Source organism: Roseovarius sp. PS-C2 (assembly GCF_018862045.1).
GTDB lineage: Bacteria > Pseudomonadota > Alphaproteobacteria > Rhodobacterales > Rhodobacteraceae > Roseovarius.
In genome coordinates, this window is the sequence record NZ_JAHKSQ010000004.1 from 164604 (window position 1) to 180986 (window position 16383).

16 protein-coding genes are annotated in these 16383 nt (G+C 63.4%); 10 read left to right on the plus strand and 6 right to left on the minus strand.

All coding sequences use genetic code 11. From position 1 onward, the window contains the following. Positions 1-16: 16 nt before the first annotated feature. Positions 17-355, minus strand: a complete 339-nt coding sequence (locus tag KPG71_RS09050; protein WP_216337765.1) for a P-II family nitrogen regulator — start codon at positions 353-355, stop codon at positions 17-19. A 254-nt stretch (positions 356-609) separates the two neighbouring features. Here KPG71_RS09050 and KPG71_RS09055 point away from each other — a divergent pair, with 254 nt between their 5' ends. Then, entirely contained in the window at positions 610-2751 is a 2142-nt protein-coding gene (locus KPG71_RS09055) for a transglycosylase domain-containing protein (protein ID WP_216337766.1), read from the plus strand. A gap of 44 nt (positions 2752-2795) precedes the next feature. Here the strand turns inward: KPG71_RS09055 and KPG71_RS09060 are convergent, their stop codons facing one another. Beyond that, positions 2796-3638 (minus strand): LysR family transcriptional regulator, encoded by an 843-nt coding sequence (locus KPG71_RS09060; RefSeq protein WP_216337767.1) that lies wholly within the window; start codon positions 3636-3638, stop codon positions 2796-2798. A 95-nt stretch (positions 3639-3733) separates the two neighbouring features. On the opposite strand from KPG71_RS09060, the gene KPG71_RS09065 reads away from it, so the two are divergent. Further along, a complete protein-coding gene (locus KPG71_RS09065; protein WP_216337768.1) occupies positions 3734-4765 on the plus strand; it encodes a permease in 1032 nt (343 codons plus the stop codon). A gap of 301 nt (positions 4766-5066) precedes the next feature. Here KPG71_RS09065 and KPG71_RS09070 read toward each other — a convergent pair whose 3' ends face one another. Further along, positions 5067-5669, minus strand: a complete 603-nt coding sequence (locus KPG71_RS09070; RefSeq protein ID WP_216337769.1) for a phospholipid-binding protein MlaC — start codon at positions 5667-5669, stop codon at positions 5067-5069. Next, positions 5659-6402, minus strand: coding sequence for a VacJ family lipoprotein (locus KPG71_RS09075; RefSeq protein WP_216337770.1), 744 nt, complete (start codon positions 6400-6402; stop codon positions 5659-5661). Before KPG71_RS09075 ends, KPG71_RS09070 begins: the two co-directional genes overlap by 11 nt. A 354-nt stretch (positions 6403-6756) precedes the next feature. On the opposite strand from KPG71_RS09075, the gene KPG71_RS09080 reads away from it, so the two are divergent. From KPG71_RS09080 to KPG71_RS09095, 4 genes are read left to right on the plus strand one after another with little or no spacing between them, the layout of a single operon-like run. Further along, positions 6757-7218: a RidA family protein gene (locus KPG71_RS09080; RefSeq protein ID WP_216337771.1), complete on the plus strand. Its 462-nt coding sequence runs from the start codon at positions 6757-6759 to the stop codon at positions 7216-7218. Next, a complete protein-coding gene (locus KPG71_RS09085; protein ID WP_216337772.1) occupies positions 7215-7982 on the plus strand; it encodes a glycerophosphodiester phosphodiesterase family protein in 768 nt (255 codons plus the stop codon). The genes KPG71_RS09080 and KPG71_RS09085 overlap by 4 nt, the downstream gene beginning before the upstream one ends. A gap of 50 nt (positions 7983-8032) precedes the next feature. Further along, on the plus strand, positions 8033-9220 hold the full coding sequence (locus tag KPG71_RS09090) for a GNAT family N-acetyltransferase (RefSeq protein WP_216337773.1): 1188 nt from the start codon (positions 8033-8035) through the stop codon (positions 9218-9220). Further along, complete coding sequence (locus KPG71_RS09095; protein ID WP_216337774.1) at positions 9217-9519, plus strand: 4a-hydroxytetrahydrobiopterin dehydratase; 303 nt, start codon at positions 9217-9219, stop codon at positions 9517-9519. Before KPG71_RS09090 ends, KPG71_RS09095 begins: the two co-directional genes overlap by 4 nt. A gap of 143 nt (positions 9520-9662) precedes the next feature. Here the strand turns inward: KPG71_RS09095 and KPG71_RS09100 are convergent, their stop codons facing one another. Beyond that, positions 9663-10151, minus strand: a complete 489-nt coding sequence (locus KPG71_RS09100; RefSeq protein WP_216337775.1) for a peroxiredoxin — start codon at positions 10149-10151, stop codon at positions 9663-9665. Positions 10152-10241: 90 nt separating this feature from the next. Here KPG71_RS09100 and KPG71_RS09105 point away from each other — a divergent pair, with 90 nt between their 5' ends. Together KPG71_RS09105 and rsmD are read left to right on the plus strand one after the other, a co-directional pair. Next, entirely contained in the window at positions 10242-11453 is a 1212-nt protein-coding gene (locus KPG71_RS09105) for an NAD(P)/FAD-dependent oxidoreductase (protein WP_216337776.1), read from the plus strand. Further along, on the plus strand, positions 11450-12007 hold the full coding sequence (rsmD, locus tag KPG71_RS09110; protein ID WP_216337777.1) for a 16S rRNA (guanine(966)-N(2))-methyltransferase RsmD: 558 nt from the start codon (positions 11450-11452) through the stop codon (positions 12005-12007). Before KPG71_RS09105 ends, rsmD begins: the two co-directional genes overlap by 4 nt. A 143-nt stretch (positions 12008-12150) precedes the next feature. Here the strand turns inward: rsmD and KPG71_RS09115 are convergent, their stop codons facing one another. Then, positions 12151-13401: a UbiH/UbiF/VisC/COQ6 family ubiquinone biosynthesis hydroxylase gene (locus tag KPG71_RS09115; protein WP_216337778.1), complete on the minus strand. Its 1251-nt coding sequence runs from the start codon at positions 13399-13401 to the stop codon at positions 12151-12153. 56 nt (positions 13402-13457) lie between these two features. On the opposite strand from KPG71_RS09115, the gene KPG71_RS09120 reads away from it, so the two are divergent. Both KPG71_RS09120 and KPG71_RS09125 read left to right on the plus strand, forming a co-directional pair. Then, positions 13458-14792: an amidase gene (locus KPG71_RS09120; RefSeq protein ID WP_216337779.1), complete on the plus strand. Its 1335-nt coding sequence runs from the start codon at positions 13458-13460 to the stop codon at positions 14790-14792. 398 nt (positions 14793-15190) lie between these two features. Further along, complete coding sequence (locus KPG71_RS09125; RefSeq protein ID WP_216337984.1) at positions 15191-16369, plus strand: aminotransferase class I/II-fold pyridoxal phosphate-dependent enzyme; 1179 nt, start codon at positions 15191-15193, stop codon at positions 16367-16369. Positions 16370-16383 lie beyond the last annotated feature (14 nt).

Sequence of the window (16383 nt, forward strand, 5' to 3'; positions counted from 1 at the left end):
CTTTCCCCCTCGCGTCTCAAAGCGCGTCTTCGTTTGTTTCGCCGGTGCGCACGCGCATGGCCTGTTGGATGTCGAGAACGAAAATCTTGCCGTCGCCGATCTTGCCGGTGCGGGCGGTGTTGGTGATCGTGTCGACCACCTGATCGGCCATCGAGGTCGATACCGCGATTTCGAGTTTGATCTTGGGCACGAAGTTCACGGCGTATTCCGCGCCGCGATAGATTTCCGTATGCCCCGACTGCGAGCCGAAGCCCTTGATTTCCGTCACCATCATTCCGCGCACACCGATTTCGGTCAGCGCTTCGCGGACCTCCTCCAGTTTGAACGGTTTGATTGTCGCAATGATGAGTTTCACTGGTGTCCCTTTCGGTTTCTGTCACCCTGTGCGGTTTGCACCTGCAGCAAAGGCGTTGGATGCCGAGTCTGGAAGGTGACAGGCCCGGAAAGGGGTGGATTTGAGGGATGCAATGATTAATAAATGTGCGTAAATTTGTAATTGCATAAAAAATAATCAATCAAATAAGCGGGCAGACAGGCATTGCAGGGGTCAACTTTTGCCACGCGGCATTATAGACTGGCGAAAACCAAAGGGTCCCGGGCAGGACAAACATGAGCAATTCAGGCCGCAAGAAACCCCGCCTCGTGGCGGACAAGCGCTATTCCGCGCCGAAAAAGAAACCTGCACGGAAAACCGGCAAACCGGCCCGGCGCAAACCGGCTGCGCGCAAGGCGCCCGCGCGCAGGGGCCTGTTGTCGCTGCCGATGCGGTTGATCGGCTGGGGGCTCCGGCTGGTTTGGGGAATTGGCTGGCGCGTTGGCGCGGTGATGGCCCTGATCGTGGCTGTGGCCGTGGCCTATACCTATGCCACCCTGCCATCGGTCGACGAGCTTCTGGACGGCCGCTCGCGCGGGTCGGTCACGCTTCTGGATCGCAACGGCGACGTGTTCGCCTGGCGCGGCGATCAGTTCGGCGGCGTCGTCACCACCGAGACCATCAGCCCGGCCCTGAAAAACGCCGTCGTCGCGACCGAGGACAAGCGATTCTACTATCACCCCGGCGTCGATCCCATCGGGATCGCCAGCGCCATCCGCATCAACCTGCGCGAAGGGCGCGGCCCGTTGCAGGGGCATGGCGGCTCGACCATCACGCAACAGACGGCGAAACTGCTGTGCCTCGGCGTGGCATACGACAAGACCCAGTGGGACTCCGAGGCCGACTACGTGGCCGACTGCCGCCGCACCTCGCTGGCGCGCAAGGCCAAGGAGGCCGTGTTCGCCCTGGCGATGGAAGCCAAGTATTCCAAGGACGAAATCCTGTCGGTCTACCTCAACCGCGCCTATCTGGGCGGCGGCGCCTACGGGGCCGAGGCCGCCGCGCAACGCTATTTCGGCAAGGGCGCGGGCAAGCTGAACGTGGCCGAAGGCGCGATGCTGGCCGGCCTGCTGACCGCCCCCTCCACGCTCGCCCCCACCGCCAATCTCGAACGCTCGCAGAACCGCGCCAGCGTCGTGGTGCGCCTGATGAAGGAACAGGGCTATATTTCCCCGACCGATGCCGCCACCGCCCTGGCCAACCCCGCCGTACTGTCCGAAGCCGCCGAGAAACAGGCGGGCGGCTATTTTGCCGATTGGGTCATGTCCTCGGGGCCCGAATTCTTCACCCGCGACACCACCGAAGACGTGATCATCAAGACAACGCTCGATCAGCGCATGCAGAAGGCCGCCGAGGACGCGCTGAAATACATCTTCGAGAACAAGGTCCGCGAAGGCTCCAAGGCGCAGGCGGCGATTGTCGTCATGTCCGCCGACGGGGCGGTGCGCGCCATGGTGGGCGGGCGTAAAACCAAGGTAAGCGGTGCCTTCAACCGCGCCACGCAGGCCAAGCGCCAGACCGGCTCGGCCTTCAAGCCCTTCGTCTACGCCACGGCGCTGGAACTGGGCTATACGCCCAACTCCACCGTGGTAGACGAACCGTTCTGTCTCGACGTGCCCGGCTCGGGCCGCTGGTGCCCTGAAAACTACACGCGCAAACATTATGGCCGCGTCACCCTGACCGAGGCGCTCAGGAATTCGCTCAACGTTCCCGCCGTCAAGGTATCGGAAAGCGTGGGGCGCGAACTGGTGCGCAAGGTGGCCGGCGATTTCGGCATCGAAAGCGATCTGGCCGCCGGTCCGGCACTGGCGCTCGGCGCGTCGGAATCGACCCTGATCGAGATGACCGGCGCCTATGCGGGTATCCTCAATGGCGGGTCTTCGGTCACGCCCTACGGGCTGAAGGAACTGCGCCTTCTGGGCGATGAACAGCCGCTGATGGGCACCGGCGGCGGTATCGGCGAGCGGGTGATTCAGGAAAAGGCCGCCCGCGAACTGACCTGGATGATGTATCAGGTGGTGCATGGCGGCACCGGCAGCCGCGCCAAACTGCCGGATCGCGATGCCGCCGGTAAAACCGGCACCACGCAGGCCGCGCGCGATGCGTGGTTCCTGGGCTTCACCGCCGATTACGTGGCCGGTGTGTGGATGGGCTATGACGACAACACGCCGCTGACCGGCGTCACCGGGGGCGGATTGCCCGCCGAGATCTGGCATGAAACCATGATGCGGGTGCATGAAGGGATCGAACCGCACCCCCTGCCCATGCTGCGCCCCGAACCCGCGCCCGCACCGCGCCGCGATCAACCGCGCCAGCAACGCAATCAGGGCAACCCGATCGAAAACATCCTGCGCGGCATCCTCGGCATGGGGAACTGACACGCCGTCGCTTTATCGGCCATCAGCCGGGAACAGCGCTCGGGTCACGAGGCGAACGCGTCCCGGATCGCCTCGCACATCGCCTCGCAGACAGGCCCGCTCGCGTCGCGTGCCTTCTGCAGTACCAGATATGTCGGATGGCGTGTGTTGAGCCCCTCAAGCGGGCGAAAGGCCTCCGGGTCTTCTGACACGCTCAGCAGGCCCGCCGCGATCCCGGCTTGTACGGCGGCGCGAACGCCGGTCGCGCTCTCGCTCGTGAAGACGACCTGATATGGCCTGCCCGCCTCATCCAGCCCGGACAAGGCAAGGTCGCGCCACCAACAGTCGTGATCGAAAACGGCGACCGGAAGAATGTCCAAGGCCGAGACATCGTGATCCCTCCCGCACATCCAGACAAGATGATCCTGCCTGAGAACTATATCGTCCTTCCCCGGCTCGGGCACTTCGTAAACCGCGAGGTCGAGCGCACCGGACTTGAGCGCAGCCGCAAATCCCGATCCCAGGGCACAATGAACCTCCAGTTCGACATCGGGATGCAGGGCCGCAAAGGACGATATGATATTGGCCAGATCGGATCGGTCGTGATCGTCGGGCATTCCGATCCGCAGCTTGCCTTTCAGCCCCCCGCCGCGAAGCTCCGAAAGCGTCGTGTCGAGAGACTGGATCACATGCCTCGCCACCGGGCGCAGCTTTTCTCCCGCCGGGGTCAGGGAAACGCCCCGGCCATGACGACGAAACAGCGGCTGTCCGATCACGTCTTCCAACTGCCTGATCTGAAGACTGGCCGCAGATTGCGACCGGCCGATGCGCGCGGCCCCGCCGGTCACGCTCCCGGCGTCATGGATGGCCAGAAACGTGCGCAGGTGGTCGCTGTTGATATGTGCCATGATATTTGCATTTCCGATGCCTGAATTTAAAACTACTCGTTTCTCAAATACCTGTCGAGGCGCTATCTCTTGTTCTCCAAGAACAGGAGGCCGTCATGTCGGTTTCGGAAATCATTCGGAAGACCAGGCCAGATGCCAGGCATGTTTATGTATTGCTGGGTGCGCTGCTCGTCGGGCTGATCTTATGGTGGCCCGGTTTCGTGCTGGAGACCGTGCAGTTCGTCGTGCTCGGCATGATCCACGTCACGCCCATCGTCATTCCGGGCATCGTCCTCGCCGCCTGGATCACCGCCAGCGGCGCAAGCAATCAGGTGGCCGCGGTGTTTCATGGGCGGACCTTGCAGACGGTCGTCGGAGCCACACTCCTCGGCGCCTTGCTTCCGGTTTGCGGCGTGACGGTCTTGCCGCTCATGGCCGGGCTTCTTGCAGCAAGGGTTCCGCTGGCCTCCGTCATGGCGTTCTGGCTGGCCTCGCCGATCACGGGACCGGCAATGTTGTCGGCGACGGTCGCGACCCTGGGAAGGGAATTTGCCATGGGCAAGGCATTGGCGGCCATCGGGCTGGGTTTGTTCGGCGGTGGCATGACCGCGCTGATCGCCACGCGCGAGTGGGCCCAATCCCCCTTGCGCTCGAACCCGATCGTCGGATCGCTTGGCGGGCCATGCGGCGACGGCTGTCAGGACACGCGGGGATTCGACCCGCGCATCTGGCGCGACCCGGCCCGCCGTATGCGGTTTGTCCGGGAAAGCTGGTCGATCACCCGCCTGATCTTGCTGGTTCTCACGCCCGCATTCGCGGCCGAATACCTCCTGAACGCATGGCTCGAACCGAATGCCGTCGCGGCATATGTAGGCCGCGACAGCGCCTTTGCGGTTCCTTTGGCGGTCATCGTCGGCGGGCCTGCCTATATCGACGGATATGCGGCGCTCCCGTTGACGCGCGCTCTGCTGGACCATGGCATGTCAACTGGCGCGGCGATGGCCTTTCTGGTCTCTGGCGGCGTCGTCAGTATCTGGGGCGCAATGGCGATTTTCCCGGTGCTGAGGATCAAGCCGTTCCTCCTGTACCTCGGACTGGCCGCGGTGGGGTCGATGGCCTCGGGATGGGCGTTCGGAGCATTCCACTGACCTCGGGAAACAGCGTGTGTCCTGTGCCACTCAAACGTATCAAGGCGAACTCCCCGCCGTCATGGGCCGGGACCGCACTCCTGCCCTCGTTCCGGGGTGTCCGTTGCGCTGTTCTTGGGTGTTGGGCCGGGTGACATGGGCGCTCCTTTCGGGGGAATGCCAACACCCTGCCGTCAGCAGGTTAACTTCGGCTTAATCGCGGGCGCGCTGTTTCGTTTGTGTCCATCATGGATGCCAAACATGAAATGCACGCGGAGTTTCGTACAAAACCCGCGTACACTTCGTACAAAACGTACGAAACTCAGCCCGCTTGGCGCAGGTCCTGAATCAGCGCGTCGATATTGCCCTGGCGGCGATCCAGCATCGCGCCAATCTCGGTGCGCTCCGACAGGCGCAGGCTGACACCTTCGATCACCATGTCGAAAAACAGATCGCGCCCCGACCGGTCCGAAACCAGGAAAAGCACGTCGAACGGCGCCTGACCGCGCAGGTGCACGATGGATTTCACCTCATGCCAGGATTTGACCTGGCGCACGCCCTGCACTTCGATCCGCCCACCGACGAACTCATTGAAACGCTTGCCATATTTCCGGGCGATATAGCCCTGAAAGGCATCGACGAACGCTCGCATCTGCGCCGTGCTGGCCCGCCGCGAATCCGCTCCGAGGGTCGAACGTGCGATGATGTTCACATCCGCGTACCGGCTGAAAATCCGCTCGAAGTCGCTGATCATCGAACTCAGTGACTTGCCCGAGCCGATGACTCTGTTGATGTCCCCGACAACCTTGTCGACAAGGGCCTTCGCCCCCGCATCCGTCAAAGCCAGCACCGGCCGGGCCACCGCCACTCCCGCAACGGCCACCCCGGTTTTCAGAAAAAGACGTCTCGAAAAATCACTCATCATAGGGGTCCTCATATGGATCGCTGTAGGGATCATCATACGGATCGAGATATGCACCGCCACCCGCGCTGTCACCACCCAGTTCAAATCGGCGGTTTTGCAGGTATAGCGACCGCGCCTGCGCGTAACTGTCGGCGCTTTCGTACAGGATCGAATCGATCGTGTCGGCATACCGCCCGCGGTCGCTGAGTTTCGCCGATACCGAAGCGACGGTCCCGAGGTAGTTCTCGGGCGAGTCCAATGCGTAGCTCAGCGGGTTGGTAAACAGATCCACCACCTTGCCCCAGGTGGAGCGCTCGGTTGCAGGGCCCAGCACCGGCAATTCCAGATAGCCGCCCTCGGGAACGCCCCAGACATAAAGCGTCTCACCAAAGTCGGTATCCGTCGGCTCGGGCATGCCCATTTCGGTGGCAGGATCAAAGAAACCGCCCAGGCCCACGGTGGAGTTGACGAGGAAGCGATAGGTGTCTTCCGTCGCGCCTTTTCCGTTGCCTTGCAGGATGTTGTTCACGACGGACGCGGGCAGAGACAGGTTGAACGCAAACCGCCCGATCAGGGTTTCGATGTCGTCGGGCAGGAAGTTACTGTACCCTTTCCCCGCAGGGCGAATGATGGCCCTGTCCAGCGAGCGGTTGAACTCGTGAACCTTGCGGTTCTGTCTTTCATAGGGATCGAAAGGCTCGGTGGGTGGGTGCCCCGGTCCGGGCGTGGCACAGGCACCGACAATGGTGACCATTACCAGAGCGGCGATGGGACGGGATAGCGGAAATAGGAGTTTACGCAGCGCAGCAGACAAATGACTAACCAGGTTGAATAGTTCGCAAGGCGTTAAATAGACTATCACAGCAGACTGCCCAGAAGGAGAGGTGAGAGTTCTTTTTGTTGTGGCAGAATGGCGACAATCTCAGACATGCGAATTGGCAGAAACGCGCTGACCTGCCATGTCGATGGCGATGGCACATCGGCGGGTTCGCCAGTGCCCTGCCGGCCAGCCGACGCAAACGGGATGCGCAACGGCGTCTTTTTGATTTCATTCGGATGCGGCAGCCGCTAGCGTCCCGGCAATTTCCGAAGGTCGAGGAGACGTGACATGGGACAATTCGAAACCAGACTTGCCGAACTGGGAGTCAGCCTGCCCGAGGCACCGGCCCCGGCGGCGAATTACGTGCCGTATGTCCAGGTGGGGGATATGCTGTATGTGTCGGGCCAGATTTCAAAAAGGGATGATGGGCTTATCACCGGCAAACTGGGCGATGACATGGACACCCCCGCCGGGGCGGAGGCTGCCAGGGTTTGCGCGATTGCCCTTCTGGCTCAGGTCAAGGCGGCCTGCGGCGGTGATCTGGACCGGCTGCAACGGGTGGTCAAGCTGACCGGTTTCGTCAATTCGACCGCCGATTTCGTTGAACAACCGCAGGTCATCAACGGGGCCTCTGATTTTCTGGGCGAAGCGCTTGGAGAAACGGGGAAACATTCGCGTTCGGCAGTGTCTGCAGCGTCCCTGCCTTTTGGCGTTGCCGTTGAAATAGATGGGGCTTTCCAGATCAAATGATCCCACTGCCCGATGCGTTCCGACGCTTGCCCCTGGCCCATCGTGCGCTGCATGACATCGAGGATGGCCGACCGGAAAATTCCCGCGCCGCGATCCGTGCCGCGATGAAGGCGGGCTATGGAATCGAGATTGATTTGCAACTCTCTTCGGACGGGCGGGCGATGGTGTTCCATGACTATGACCTTGGCCGTCTGACGGGGGTGAAAGGCCCGGTTCAACAGCGTAGCGCGTCCGATCTGAGCCAGATCGGCCTGAAGGGCGGGGATGAAGGCATTCCGACATTCGCCGAGGTGCTGGAGATCGTTGGCGGGCGGGTGCCGCTTTTGGTCGAACTCAAGGATCAGCATGGCCAGATGGGGCAGGGCGATGGCCGGTTGGAAACTGCCGTGGCGCGCGATGTCGCAGGGTATGGCGGGCCGCTGGCGCTGATGTCGTTCAATCCGCATTCGGTGGCGGCCCTGCGCGAGTTGGCGCCTGCCGTGCCGCGCGGTCTGACGACATGCGGATATCGGCGTGTGAACTGGCCCTTGCTGAAGTCCGGCGTGCGGGAGCACCTGCGCGCGATACCCGATTTCGACCGTGCCGGAGCCGGATTTATCAGCCATGATTCCAAGGACTTGGACAACCCGCGGGTCGCCGATTTACGCGCTGAAGGGGCGGCGATCCTGTGCTGGACGATCCGGTCGCGCCAGGCCGAAAGAGATGCGCGGTCGCGGGCCGACAATATCACGTTCGAGGGGTATCTACCGGACGCGCCGTCTTGATCCACGTGGTCTTGGCCACAGATAGGGGATAGGCCACGGGGGCGAAAAGAATGGCGGCGCAGGACGTTACGATCAGTATTCACGACAGCCTGTCGCAGATCGATGCGGCGGAGTGGGATGCCTGCGCCTGCCCCGAGTCGGCTGACGGGGGGCGTCCGAACGATCCTTTCACGACCTACCGGTTTCTGAAAGCGCTGGAGGATAGCGGTTCAGTCGGGGAGGGAACGGGTTGGCATCCCTACTACATGCGGGCCGAAGCGGATGGGCAAGTCATTGCTTTTGCGCCACTTTTCCTGAAGTCGCATAGTCAGGGCGAGTATATTTTCGACCACAACTGGGCACATGCCTATGAGCGGGCCGGAGGGCACTATTATCCCAAGCTTCAGATTGCCGTACCCTTTACCCCGGTGACGGGGCGGCGGTTTCTGACACGGCCGGGATATGAGGAAACGGGCCGCGCGGCATTGTTGCAAGGGGCCATTCAAGTTGCTGAAAACAATGGAATTTCATCGCTGCACGCCACGTTTTGCACCGCAGGGGAATGGCAGGCGGGAGAGGCGATGGGTCTGCTGTCGCGCAAGACGCAGCAATATCACTGGATCAATCATGGCTATCGCCATTTTGACGATTTTCTTGCCTCGCTGAGTTCGCGCAAGCGCAAATCCATCCGCAAGGAACGGCGTGTCGCGCAGGAATTCGGGGGTGAAATCAAACAGTTGACCGGAGACCAGATCCAACCGCATCACTGGGACGCGATATGGACCTTCTATCAGGACACGGGCGCGCGGAAATGGGGATCGCCCTATCTGACGCGGGCGTTTTTCGATAGTGTTCACAATGAGTTACGCGATGATGTGCTGTTGGTGTTGGCCGAGCAGGACGGGCGCCCGGTTGCCGGGGCGATGAACCTGATCGGACGGTCGGCACTTTATGGCCGATACTGGGGCTGCATCGAGCATCATCCCTGCCTGCATTTCGAGCTATGTTATTATCAGGCAATGGATTTTTCGATTGAGCACGGCCTGAGCCGGGTCGAGGCCGGGGCGCAGGGGGAACACAAGCTGGCGCGGGGGTATATGCCGACGCTGACCCATTCGCTGCACTGGATTGCCGATCCGGGATTCAGGGAGGCGGTTGCCCGATACCTTGAGGCAGAGCAGGTTGCGGTGGACGAAGATATTGAAATCCTTACGAGTTTTGGCCCGTTTCGGAAAACACAAGTGGAGGATCACCAGTGACCGAGAAACTCAGCGATACTGCGCGCGACACCACGCTCGGACCTTTGCTCGATGCGGGGTGGGTCTTGGACGAGTCGCGTGATGCGATTAAAAAATCCTATAAATTCAAAGACTTCACCGAGGCGTTCGGGTTCATGGCGCGGGCGGCGCTATGGGCGGAGAAATGGAACCATCACCCGGAATGGTCCAATGTTTACAACACGGTAGAGGTGACCCTGACCACCCATGACGTAGACGGGTTGAGCGCGCTGGATGTCAAGCTGGCCCGCAAGATGGACGGGCTGTCCGGGGCCGGCTGAGTTTCGTACGTTTTGTACGAAGTGTACGCGGGTTTTGTACGAAAATCGGGGGGTATTGGGAAATTTGCGTCCATGATGGGCGCAAACCCGCCCCGAAATACGCCCCGAAGACCCGACGGGCCACCGGGGCGCACCCCATCAGATCAGATCGCAGCCAGCAGGGATTCGCCTGCCGAGATTTCGCATGTGCCGGGGCTTTCCTCGGCGTGGAGAAGGCTGACGGTGCCATCCTCGACCAGCATGGCATAGCGTCTGGACCGGGCCATGAGGCCGACAGGCGACGCGGTGAAATCCATACCGATCGCCTTGGTAAAACTTGATTCAGGATCACCGAGCATGGTGATCCCAGCGTTTGCCGCGCCGGTTGCCACGGCCCAGGCCCCCATGACGAAAGGATCGTTGACGGACACACAGATGATTTCATCGATACCCTTGGCCCTGAACTGATCCTTCGTGCGGATGAAGCTGGGCAGGTGGGCAGAATGGCAGGTGGGCGTATAGGCGCCGGGCACGGCGAAGATCACCACCTTGCGCCCCGTGGTCCTGTCGGAAATCCGTACCTCTTCGGGGCCGTTGGCGCCCATCGAAAACAGTGTGACATCGGGAAGTTTGTCGCCTTTGGAAATGGTCATGGTCGGTCCTTGTCTACTCGTTGCGTTACAGGCGGTTGTAGATATAGGGTCGGCGCGTCGCGCGACCACTCTGACAGCAGGAGAATTCACATGGCCGGTATTGTCGTGATCGGGGCCGGGCAGGCCGGGGCGTCCTGTGTGGCGAAGCTGCGCAGCCTTGGATACGAGGGCGCGATTACCCTGATCGGGGAAGAGCCGGTGCCGCCCTATCAGCGCCCGCCGCTGTCCAAGAAATACCTGCTGGGCGAGATGGAGCTTGAACGCCTGTTTCTGCGCCCCGAAAGTTTCTATGGCGAAAACGGGATCGATCTGCATCTGAACGAGACCGTCACGGCCATCGACCGCGCCGACAAGGTGGTGATCGCGGGGGGCAGGCAGATTGCCTATGACGATCTGGTGCTGACCACGGGATCGGTGCCGCGCCGCCTGCCGGGGGCGATTGGCGGCGAATTGCAGGGCGTTTACGTGGTGCGCGACCTCAAGGACGTGGACAGCATGGCGCCCGAATTCGAAGAGGGGCGGCATGTTCTGATCGTCGGCGGCGGTTATATCGGTCTGGAGGCGGCGGCGGTTGCGGCCTCGAAAGGGCTCAAGGTGACGCTGGTGGAAATGGCCGGGCGTATCCTGCAACGGGTCGCGGCGAAGGAAACCTCGGATTATTTCAGGGCACTGCATGGCAAGCATGGGGTCGATATTCGCGAGGGTGTGGGCCTTGAGACGCTCACGGGCGAGGGCCGGGTCAGCGGTGCGCGGCTGAGCGATGGCAGCGCGCTGGACGTGGATTTCGTGATCGTCGGGGTCGGGATCACCCCCGCGACGGCGCTGGCCGAGGCGGCGGGGCTGGAGATCGAGAACGGCATCAAGGTGGACGACCAGGGGCGCAGCAGCGACAGCCATATCTGGGCGGCGGGCGATTGCGCCTCGTTCCCGGTGGATGGGCAGCGGATAAGGCTGGAAAGCGTGCCCAATGCCATCGACATGGCCGAATGCGTGGCCGAAAACATCATGGGCGCAGGCAAGACCTATGTGCCGCAGCCGTGGTTCTGGTCGGACCAGTATGACGTGAAGCTGCAAATCGCCGGGCTGAATGCGGGCTATGACCGGATCGTCACCCGGCCGGGTGACGATGAGGGGCATGTCTCGTTCTGGTATTACAAGGGCGATCGGTTGCTGGCCGTGGACGCCATGAACGAGCCGCGCGCCTATATGGTGGGCAAGCGCCTGATCGATGCCGGCAAAAGTGCCGACCCGGATGTGGTGGCCGACCCCGAAAGCGACCTCAAGGCGCTTTTGCGCGCGTGAGGATCATCGGCGGAGAGTGCCGGGGCCGCAGGCTGGCCAGTGTCGGCAAGGGGGATGCGGGCGCGCATCTGCGCCCCACCGCAGACCGGGTGCGCGAAAGCCTGTTCAACATGCTGGCCGGGGGATTCGGCGATCCGTGCCGGGGCGCGGTGGTGCTCGATCTGTTCGCGGGCACCGGCGCGCTGGGGCTGGAGGCGCTGTCGCGCGGGGCCGGGCGCGCGACATTCGTGGAAAACGGGCGCGTGGCGCTGCGTTTGCTGCGGGAAAATATCGGGATTTGCCGGGTGCAGGATCGCACCCGCGTTATACAGCGGGATGCGCGAAAGCTGGGGGAGTGCCCCGGCGATGCCGCGACGCTGGTGTTCCTGGACCCGCCCTATGGCAAGCAGATGGGCGAGGCGGCGCTGGCAGCCGCTCTATCAGGGGGCTGGATCGCCGAAGGCGCGCTGATCGTCTGGGAAGAAAGCGCCGGGGTGAGCGCGCCCGATGGGCTGACCCTGCTGGACGAGCGGCGCTATGGCGATACGGTCATGCGGATTTTCGAAAACGGCTGAGTCCGGGCAATCCTGCCTTTTCTTCTTGCCGAAAAATATCCGGGGGTGAGGGGCGTCCCGGAAACGATCCGGGGGATCGTTTCAGCCCCGAACGGGCGGAGCCCCGGACAGGCCCGACGGGCGACGGGGGCAGCGCCCCCTACCTATCCCTTCATCAGATCCGGCAGGTCGCCTGTCAGGCCCGCCGCCTCGCGGATGAAGCCGCGGCGCAGTTTCGGGATGGCGTTGAGCGCGCCCATGCCCAGATCACGCCCCAGCCGGAGCAGGGGATTGTCGTTTGAAAACAGTTTGTTGGTCATGTCGGTGACCATCGCCAGCGTCGCCGTGTCGAAGCGGCGCCATTGCTGGTAGCGGGCGAGGACATCCGGCGCGGCGATGTCTTCGCCACGGTGGCGGGCCTCGTCCAGCACCTGCGCCAGCGCGGCCACGTCGCGCAGCCCGGCATTGAGGCCCTGCCCCGCGATGGGATGCATCCCGTGCGCGGCATCGCCGATCAGCGCCAGCCGCTCGGCCACGAAGCTGTTGGCCAGCGTCAGGGTCAGCGGGTAGCTGAAGCGTTTGCCCTTCAGCCTGATCTCTCCGAGGAAATCGCCGAACCGGGGGCGCAGCACCTGCATGAAATCCTCGTCCGACAGGGCCGAGAAGCGCGCGGCGGTCTCGTCGGTTTCGCTCCAGACGATGGAGCTGACATTGCCGGGCAGGGGCAGGATGGCCAGCGGGCCGGGGGGCATGAAGAACTGATGCGCCGTTCCGTCATGGGGCAGCTCGTGTTCGATGGCGGCGACGAGGGCGGTTTGCCCATAGCCCCAGCCGGTGCGCCGGATGCCCGCGCGCTGCGCCGTTCCCGAGGCGCGCCCGTCGCTGCCCACCAGAAGGCGGGCCGAAAGGGTCTTGCCCGAGGCCAGTGTGACGGTTGCGCCGTGGGCGTCCACCTGTTGCGCGGTGACGGTATCGCGCAGTTGCGTGATGCGCGGTTCGGCTTTCATCGCTTCGAGAAAGGCGCGGCGCAGGTAGCGGTCTTCCAGCATGTAGCCCATCGGGCCTTCTTCGATCTCGGCATGGTCGAAATGCATGAAGAACGGCGAGGGGCCTTCGCCCGCGCGCCCGTCGCTGACCTTGATCTCCAGCATGGGCTGGGTGTGGTCCGCCACCCGGTCCCAGATGCCGATGGCGCGCAGCAGGCGCATCGAGGACAGCGCCAGCGCATAGGCGCGACCGTCGAAGGCGGCGTTCTTGCGGACGGTTTCGGACAGGGCGTCGATCACCGTTACGGTAAAGCCCGATTGCGCCAGGGCCAGCGCCAGCGCGGGCCCGTTCAGGCCGCCGCCGACGATCACGATATCGCTGTCATGTTCCATGCCCCGCACTATGGCGCATCGTGCGGGATTGTCCATGCGCCGCGCTGCCGTTACCGTCACCTGCGACAAGGTTTCACGAAAGGCAGGACAGGATGAGCGATTGGCGGAGCATGAGCGCGGCGGAACTGGGGCGCGGGATCGGCACGGGCGAGATCGACCCGGTGGAACTGACCGAAACCTTCCTGAGCGCGATCGAGAGCGACCCGGCACGTGATCGCATCTATTCGGTGGTGACGGGGGATCGTGCCCGTGCCGAGGCCGCCGCCGCCGCAGAGCGTGCAAAGGCCGGGCAACGCTTTGGCCCGCTGGACGGGGTGCCGATCAGTTGGAAAGACCTGTTCGACAGCGCCGGCGTGGCGACCGAGGCGGGCAGCAGGCTGTTGGAGGGGCGGGTGCCCGAACGCGATGCCTGGGTGCTGCGCAACGCGACGATGGCGGGCACGGTGTGTCTGGGCAAGACGCATATGAGCGAGCTGGCCTTTTCCGGGTTGGGGCTGAACCCGATGACGGCGACGCCGCCCTGTGTGAACGACCCCAAAGCTGTTCCCGGCGGGTCGAGTTCGGGCGCGGCGGCCAGCGTGGCCTTTGGGCTGGCTGCCTGCGGGATCGGCAGCGATACCGGGGGGTCGGTGCGGATTCCGGCGGCGTGGAACGATCTGGTGGGGCTGAAAACCACCGCCGGGCGCGTGTCGCTGGAGGGCACGGTGCCGCTGGCGGCGAAGTTCGACACGATTGGCCCGCTGGCGCGCAGCGTGGAAGATGCGGCGCTGATGCTGGCAGTGCTGGAGGGGCGGCCCCGCGCCGCCGATCTGCGGGGTGTCAGCCTGAAAGGCGTTCGGCTGGCGGCGCTGCAAACCGTCGTGCTGGACGATGTCCGCGATGCGCCGCTGGCGGGGTATCGACAGGCCGTGGTCGCGCTGGAGGACGCGGGCGCGATCATCGAGAAGATCGACGCGCCGGAAGTGGCCGAGGCGATGCCGATGTCGGGGGTTCTTTATACCGGCGAGGCCTATGGGTTGTGGCGCGACGTGATCGAGGCGGCCCCTGACAAGATGTTTGCGCCGATCCTTGAACGGTTCCGGGGCGGCAAGGACATCAGCGCCGCTGATTACGTGGATGCGTGGCGCAGGCTGGAGGCGCTGCGGCAGGGCTGGAACGCGCGCGTGGCGGGCTATGACGCGGTGATCATGCCGACAGCCCCCAACCTGCCGCCCGATGCCGAAAAGCTGATGAGCGACGATGAGTATTACGTCACCGAAAACCTGCTGACCCTGCGCAACACCCGAGTCGGCAACCTGATGGGCTTGCCCGCCGTGACCCTGCCGACGGGCGTGCCGAGTTGCGGGATCATGCTCTGCGGGCAGCCGATGGGCGAAGAACGCCTGTTGCGGTTGAGCAAGGCGGCGGAGGATGTTCTGGGCGGATAGCGGGAATGGGGGCTCTGCCCCCGTCGCCCGTTGGGCCTGTCCGGGGCTCCGCCCGTTCGGGGCTGAAACGATCCCCCGGATCGTTTTCGGGACGCCCCTCACCCCCGGATATTTTTCGGCAAGAAGAAAGGTGGGGCGCGCAGAGGCCGCATTTCTGACTTGTGAGAGCGGGGGGCCGGGAGCGTAATGTAGAACTTGCCCGGTTGCGTCAGGAATTCGCGATGGTGCGCTTGCGGGTGGCTCGTTCGAGGTTCGCATCTGCCGGGCACATTTTTCCCGCTCTGCCAAAATGTCACAATCTGACTGTCAAGCCATTGGTTTTGCTGGACGCAGAGCGGGGGCTTGGGTAGATTCAGGGGAAACGGGGCGCAATGACCCCGAACCTTGAGGCAGTATTGATGTTTCCCGAGCGGTTTTCGAACCTACCGGCCTATGCGTTTCCGCGCCTGCGGAGCTTGCTGGACGCCCATGCGCCCGGCGGCGAGGTGCTGCACATGACCATAGGCGAGCCCAAACACGCCTTTCCGGCGTGGGTGGCCGATGTGGTGGCCGAACATGCCGCCGAATTCGGGCGGTATCCGGTCAATGAGGGCACCATCGGGCTGCGGCAGTCGATCTGTGACTGGATCGCGCGGCGCTATGGCGTCAGGCTGGAATCCGAGCGCAACGTGATGGCGCTGAACGGGACGCGCGAGGGGTTGTATAACGCCATGATGGCGCTGTGCCCCGAGCAGAAGAACGGCAAGCGGCCCGTGGTGCTGCTGCCGAACCCGTTTTACCAGGTTTACATGGTTGCCGCGCTGAGTGTGGGGGCCGAACCCGTGTTTCTGCCGGCCACGCGCGAGACCGGCCATTTGCCCGATTTCAGCGCCGTGCCCGACGAGGTTCTGGCGCGCACGGCGGTGGTGTATCTGTGTTCGCCGTCCAACCCGCAGGGTGCGGTGGCGAGCTATGACTACTGGCGTGATCTGATCGCGCTGGCCGAGCGGCACGATTTCCGCATTTTCGCCGATGAGTGCTATTCCGAGATCTATCGCGGTGCGGCCCCCGCCGGGGCGCTGGAAGTGGCGCATGGCATGGGGGCGGACCCCGAGCGTGTGGTGATCTTTCACAGCCTGTCGAAGCGGTCGAACCTGCCGGGGTTGCGCAGCGGGTTCGTGGCCGGTGGCCCGGAGTGCATCGCGCGGCTGAAGCTGTTGCGCAGCTATGCCGGTGCGCCGTTGCCGATGCCGTTGCAGCACGCCGCAGAGAAGGTCTGGGCCGATGAGCTGCATGTGGTGGAGAACCGCCGCCTTTACGCGGAAAAATACGCGCTGGCTGACGAGATCATGGGCGATGTGCCGGGCTATGACAGCCCGCAGGCGGGGTTTTTCCTGTGGCTGCCCGTCGAGGATGGCGAGGCTGCGGCGCTGAAGCTGTGGCAGGAGACAGGCGTGCGGGTGTTGCCCGGTGCCTATCTGAGCCGCGAAGTTGGCGGGCACAGCCCCGGCAAGGGATATATCCGGGTCGCGATGGTGGCCCCAAAAGAAGAGATGGCGCGGGGCCTGACCCGGCTGCGCGACTGTCTGTACGGTTGAATTGAGGACGAGGG

What these genes read in the sequence shown, in the direction of transcription:
- KPG71_RS09090 (WP_216337773.1), top strand. Translation starts at nt 8,033, where the DNA reads ATGGCGGCGCAGGACGTTACGATCAGTATTCACGACAGCCTGTCGCAG.
- KPG71_RS09115 (WP_216337778.1), bottom strand. Translation starts at nt 13,401, where the DNA reads ATGGACAATCCCGCACGATGCGCCATAGTGCGGGGCATGGAACATGAC.
- KPG71_RS09125 (WP_216337984.1), top strand. Translation starts at nt 15,191, where the DNA reads ATGTTTCCCGAGCGGTTTTCGAACCTACCGGCCTATGCGTTTCCGCGC.
- KPG71_RS09060 (WP_216337767.1), bottom strand. Translation starts at nt 3,638, where the DNA reads ATGGCACATATCAACAGCGACCACCTGCGCACGTTTCTGGCCATCCAT.
- KPG71_RS09070 (WP_216337769.1), bottom strand. Translation starts at nt 5,669, where the DNA reads ATGATGAGTGATTTTTCGAGACGTCTTTTTCTGAAAACCGGGGTGGCC.
- KPG71_RS09080 (WP_216337771.1), top strand. Translation starts at nt 6,757, where the DNA reads ATGGGACAATTCGAAACCAGACTTGCCGAACTGGGAGTCAGCCTGCCC.
- KPG71_RS09085 (WP_216337772.1), top strand. Translation starts at nt 7,215, where the DNA reads ATGATCCCACTGCCCGATGCGTTCCGACGCTTGCCCCTGGCCCATCGT.
- KPG71_RS09055 (WP_216337766.1), top strand. Translation starts at nt 610, where the DNA reads ATGAGCAATTCAGGCCGCAAGAAACCCCGCCTCGTGGCGGACAAGCGC.
- KPG71_RS09105 (WP_216337776.1), top strand. Translation starts at nt 10,242, where the DNA reads ATGGCCGGTATTGTCGTGATCGGGGCCGGGCAGGCCGGGGCGTCCTGT.
- KPG71_RS09075 (WP_216337770.1), bottom strand. Translation starts at nt 6,402, where the DNA reads ATGGTCACCATTGTCGGTGCCTGTGCCACGCCCGGACCGGGGCACCCA.
- KPG71_RS09120 (WP_216337779.1), top strand. Translation starts at nt 13,458, where the DNA reads ATGAGCGATTGGCGGAGCATGAGCGCGGCGGAACTGGGGCGCGGGATC.
- KPG71_RS09065 (WP_216337768.1), top strand. Translation starts at nt 3,734, where the DNA reads ATGTCGGTTTCGGAAATCATTCGGAAGACCAGGCCAGATGCCAGGCAT.
- KPG71_RS09100 (WP_216337775.1), bottom strand. Translation starts at nt 10,151, where the DNA reads ATGACCATTTCCAAAGGCGACAAACTTCCCGATGTCACACTGTTTTCG.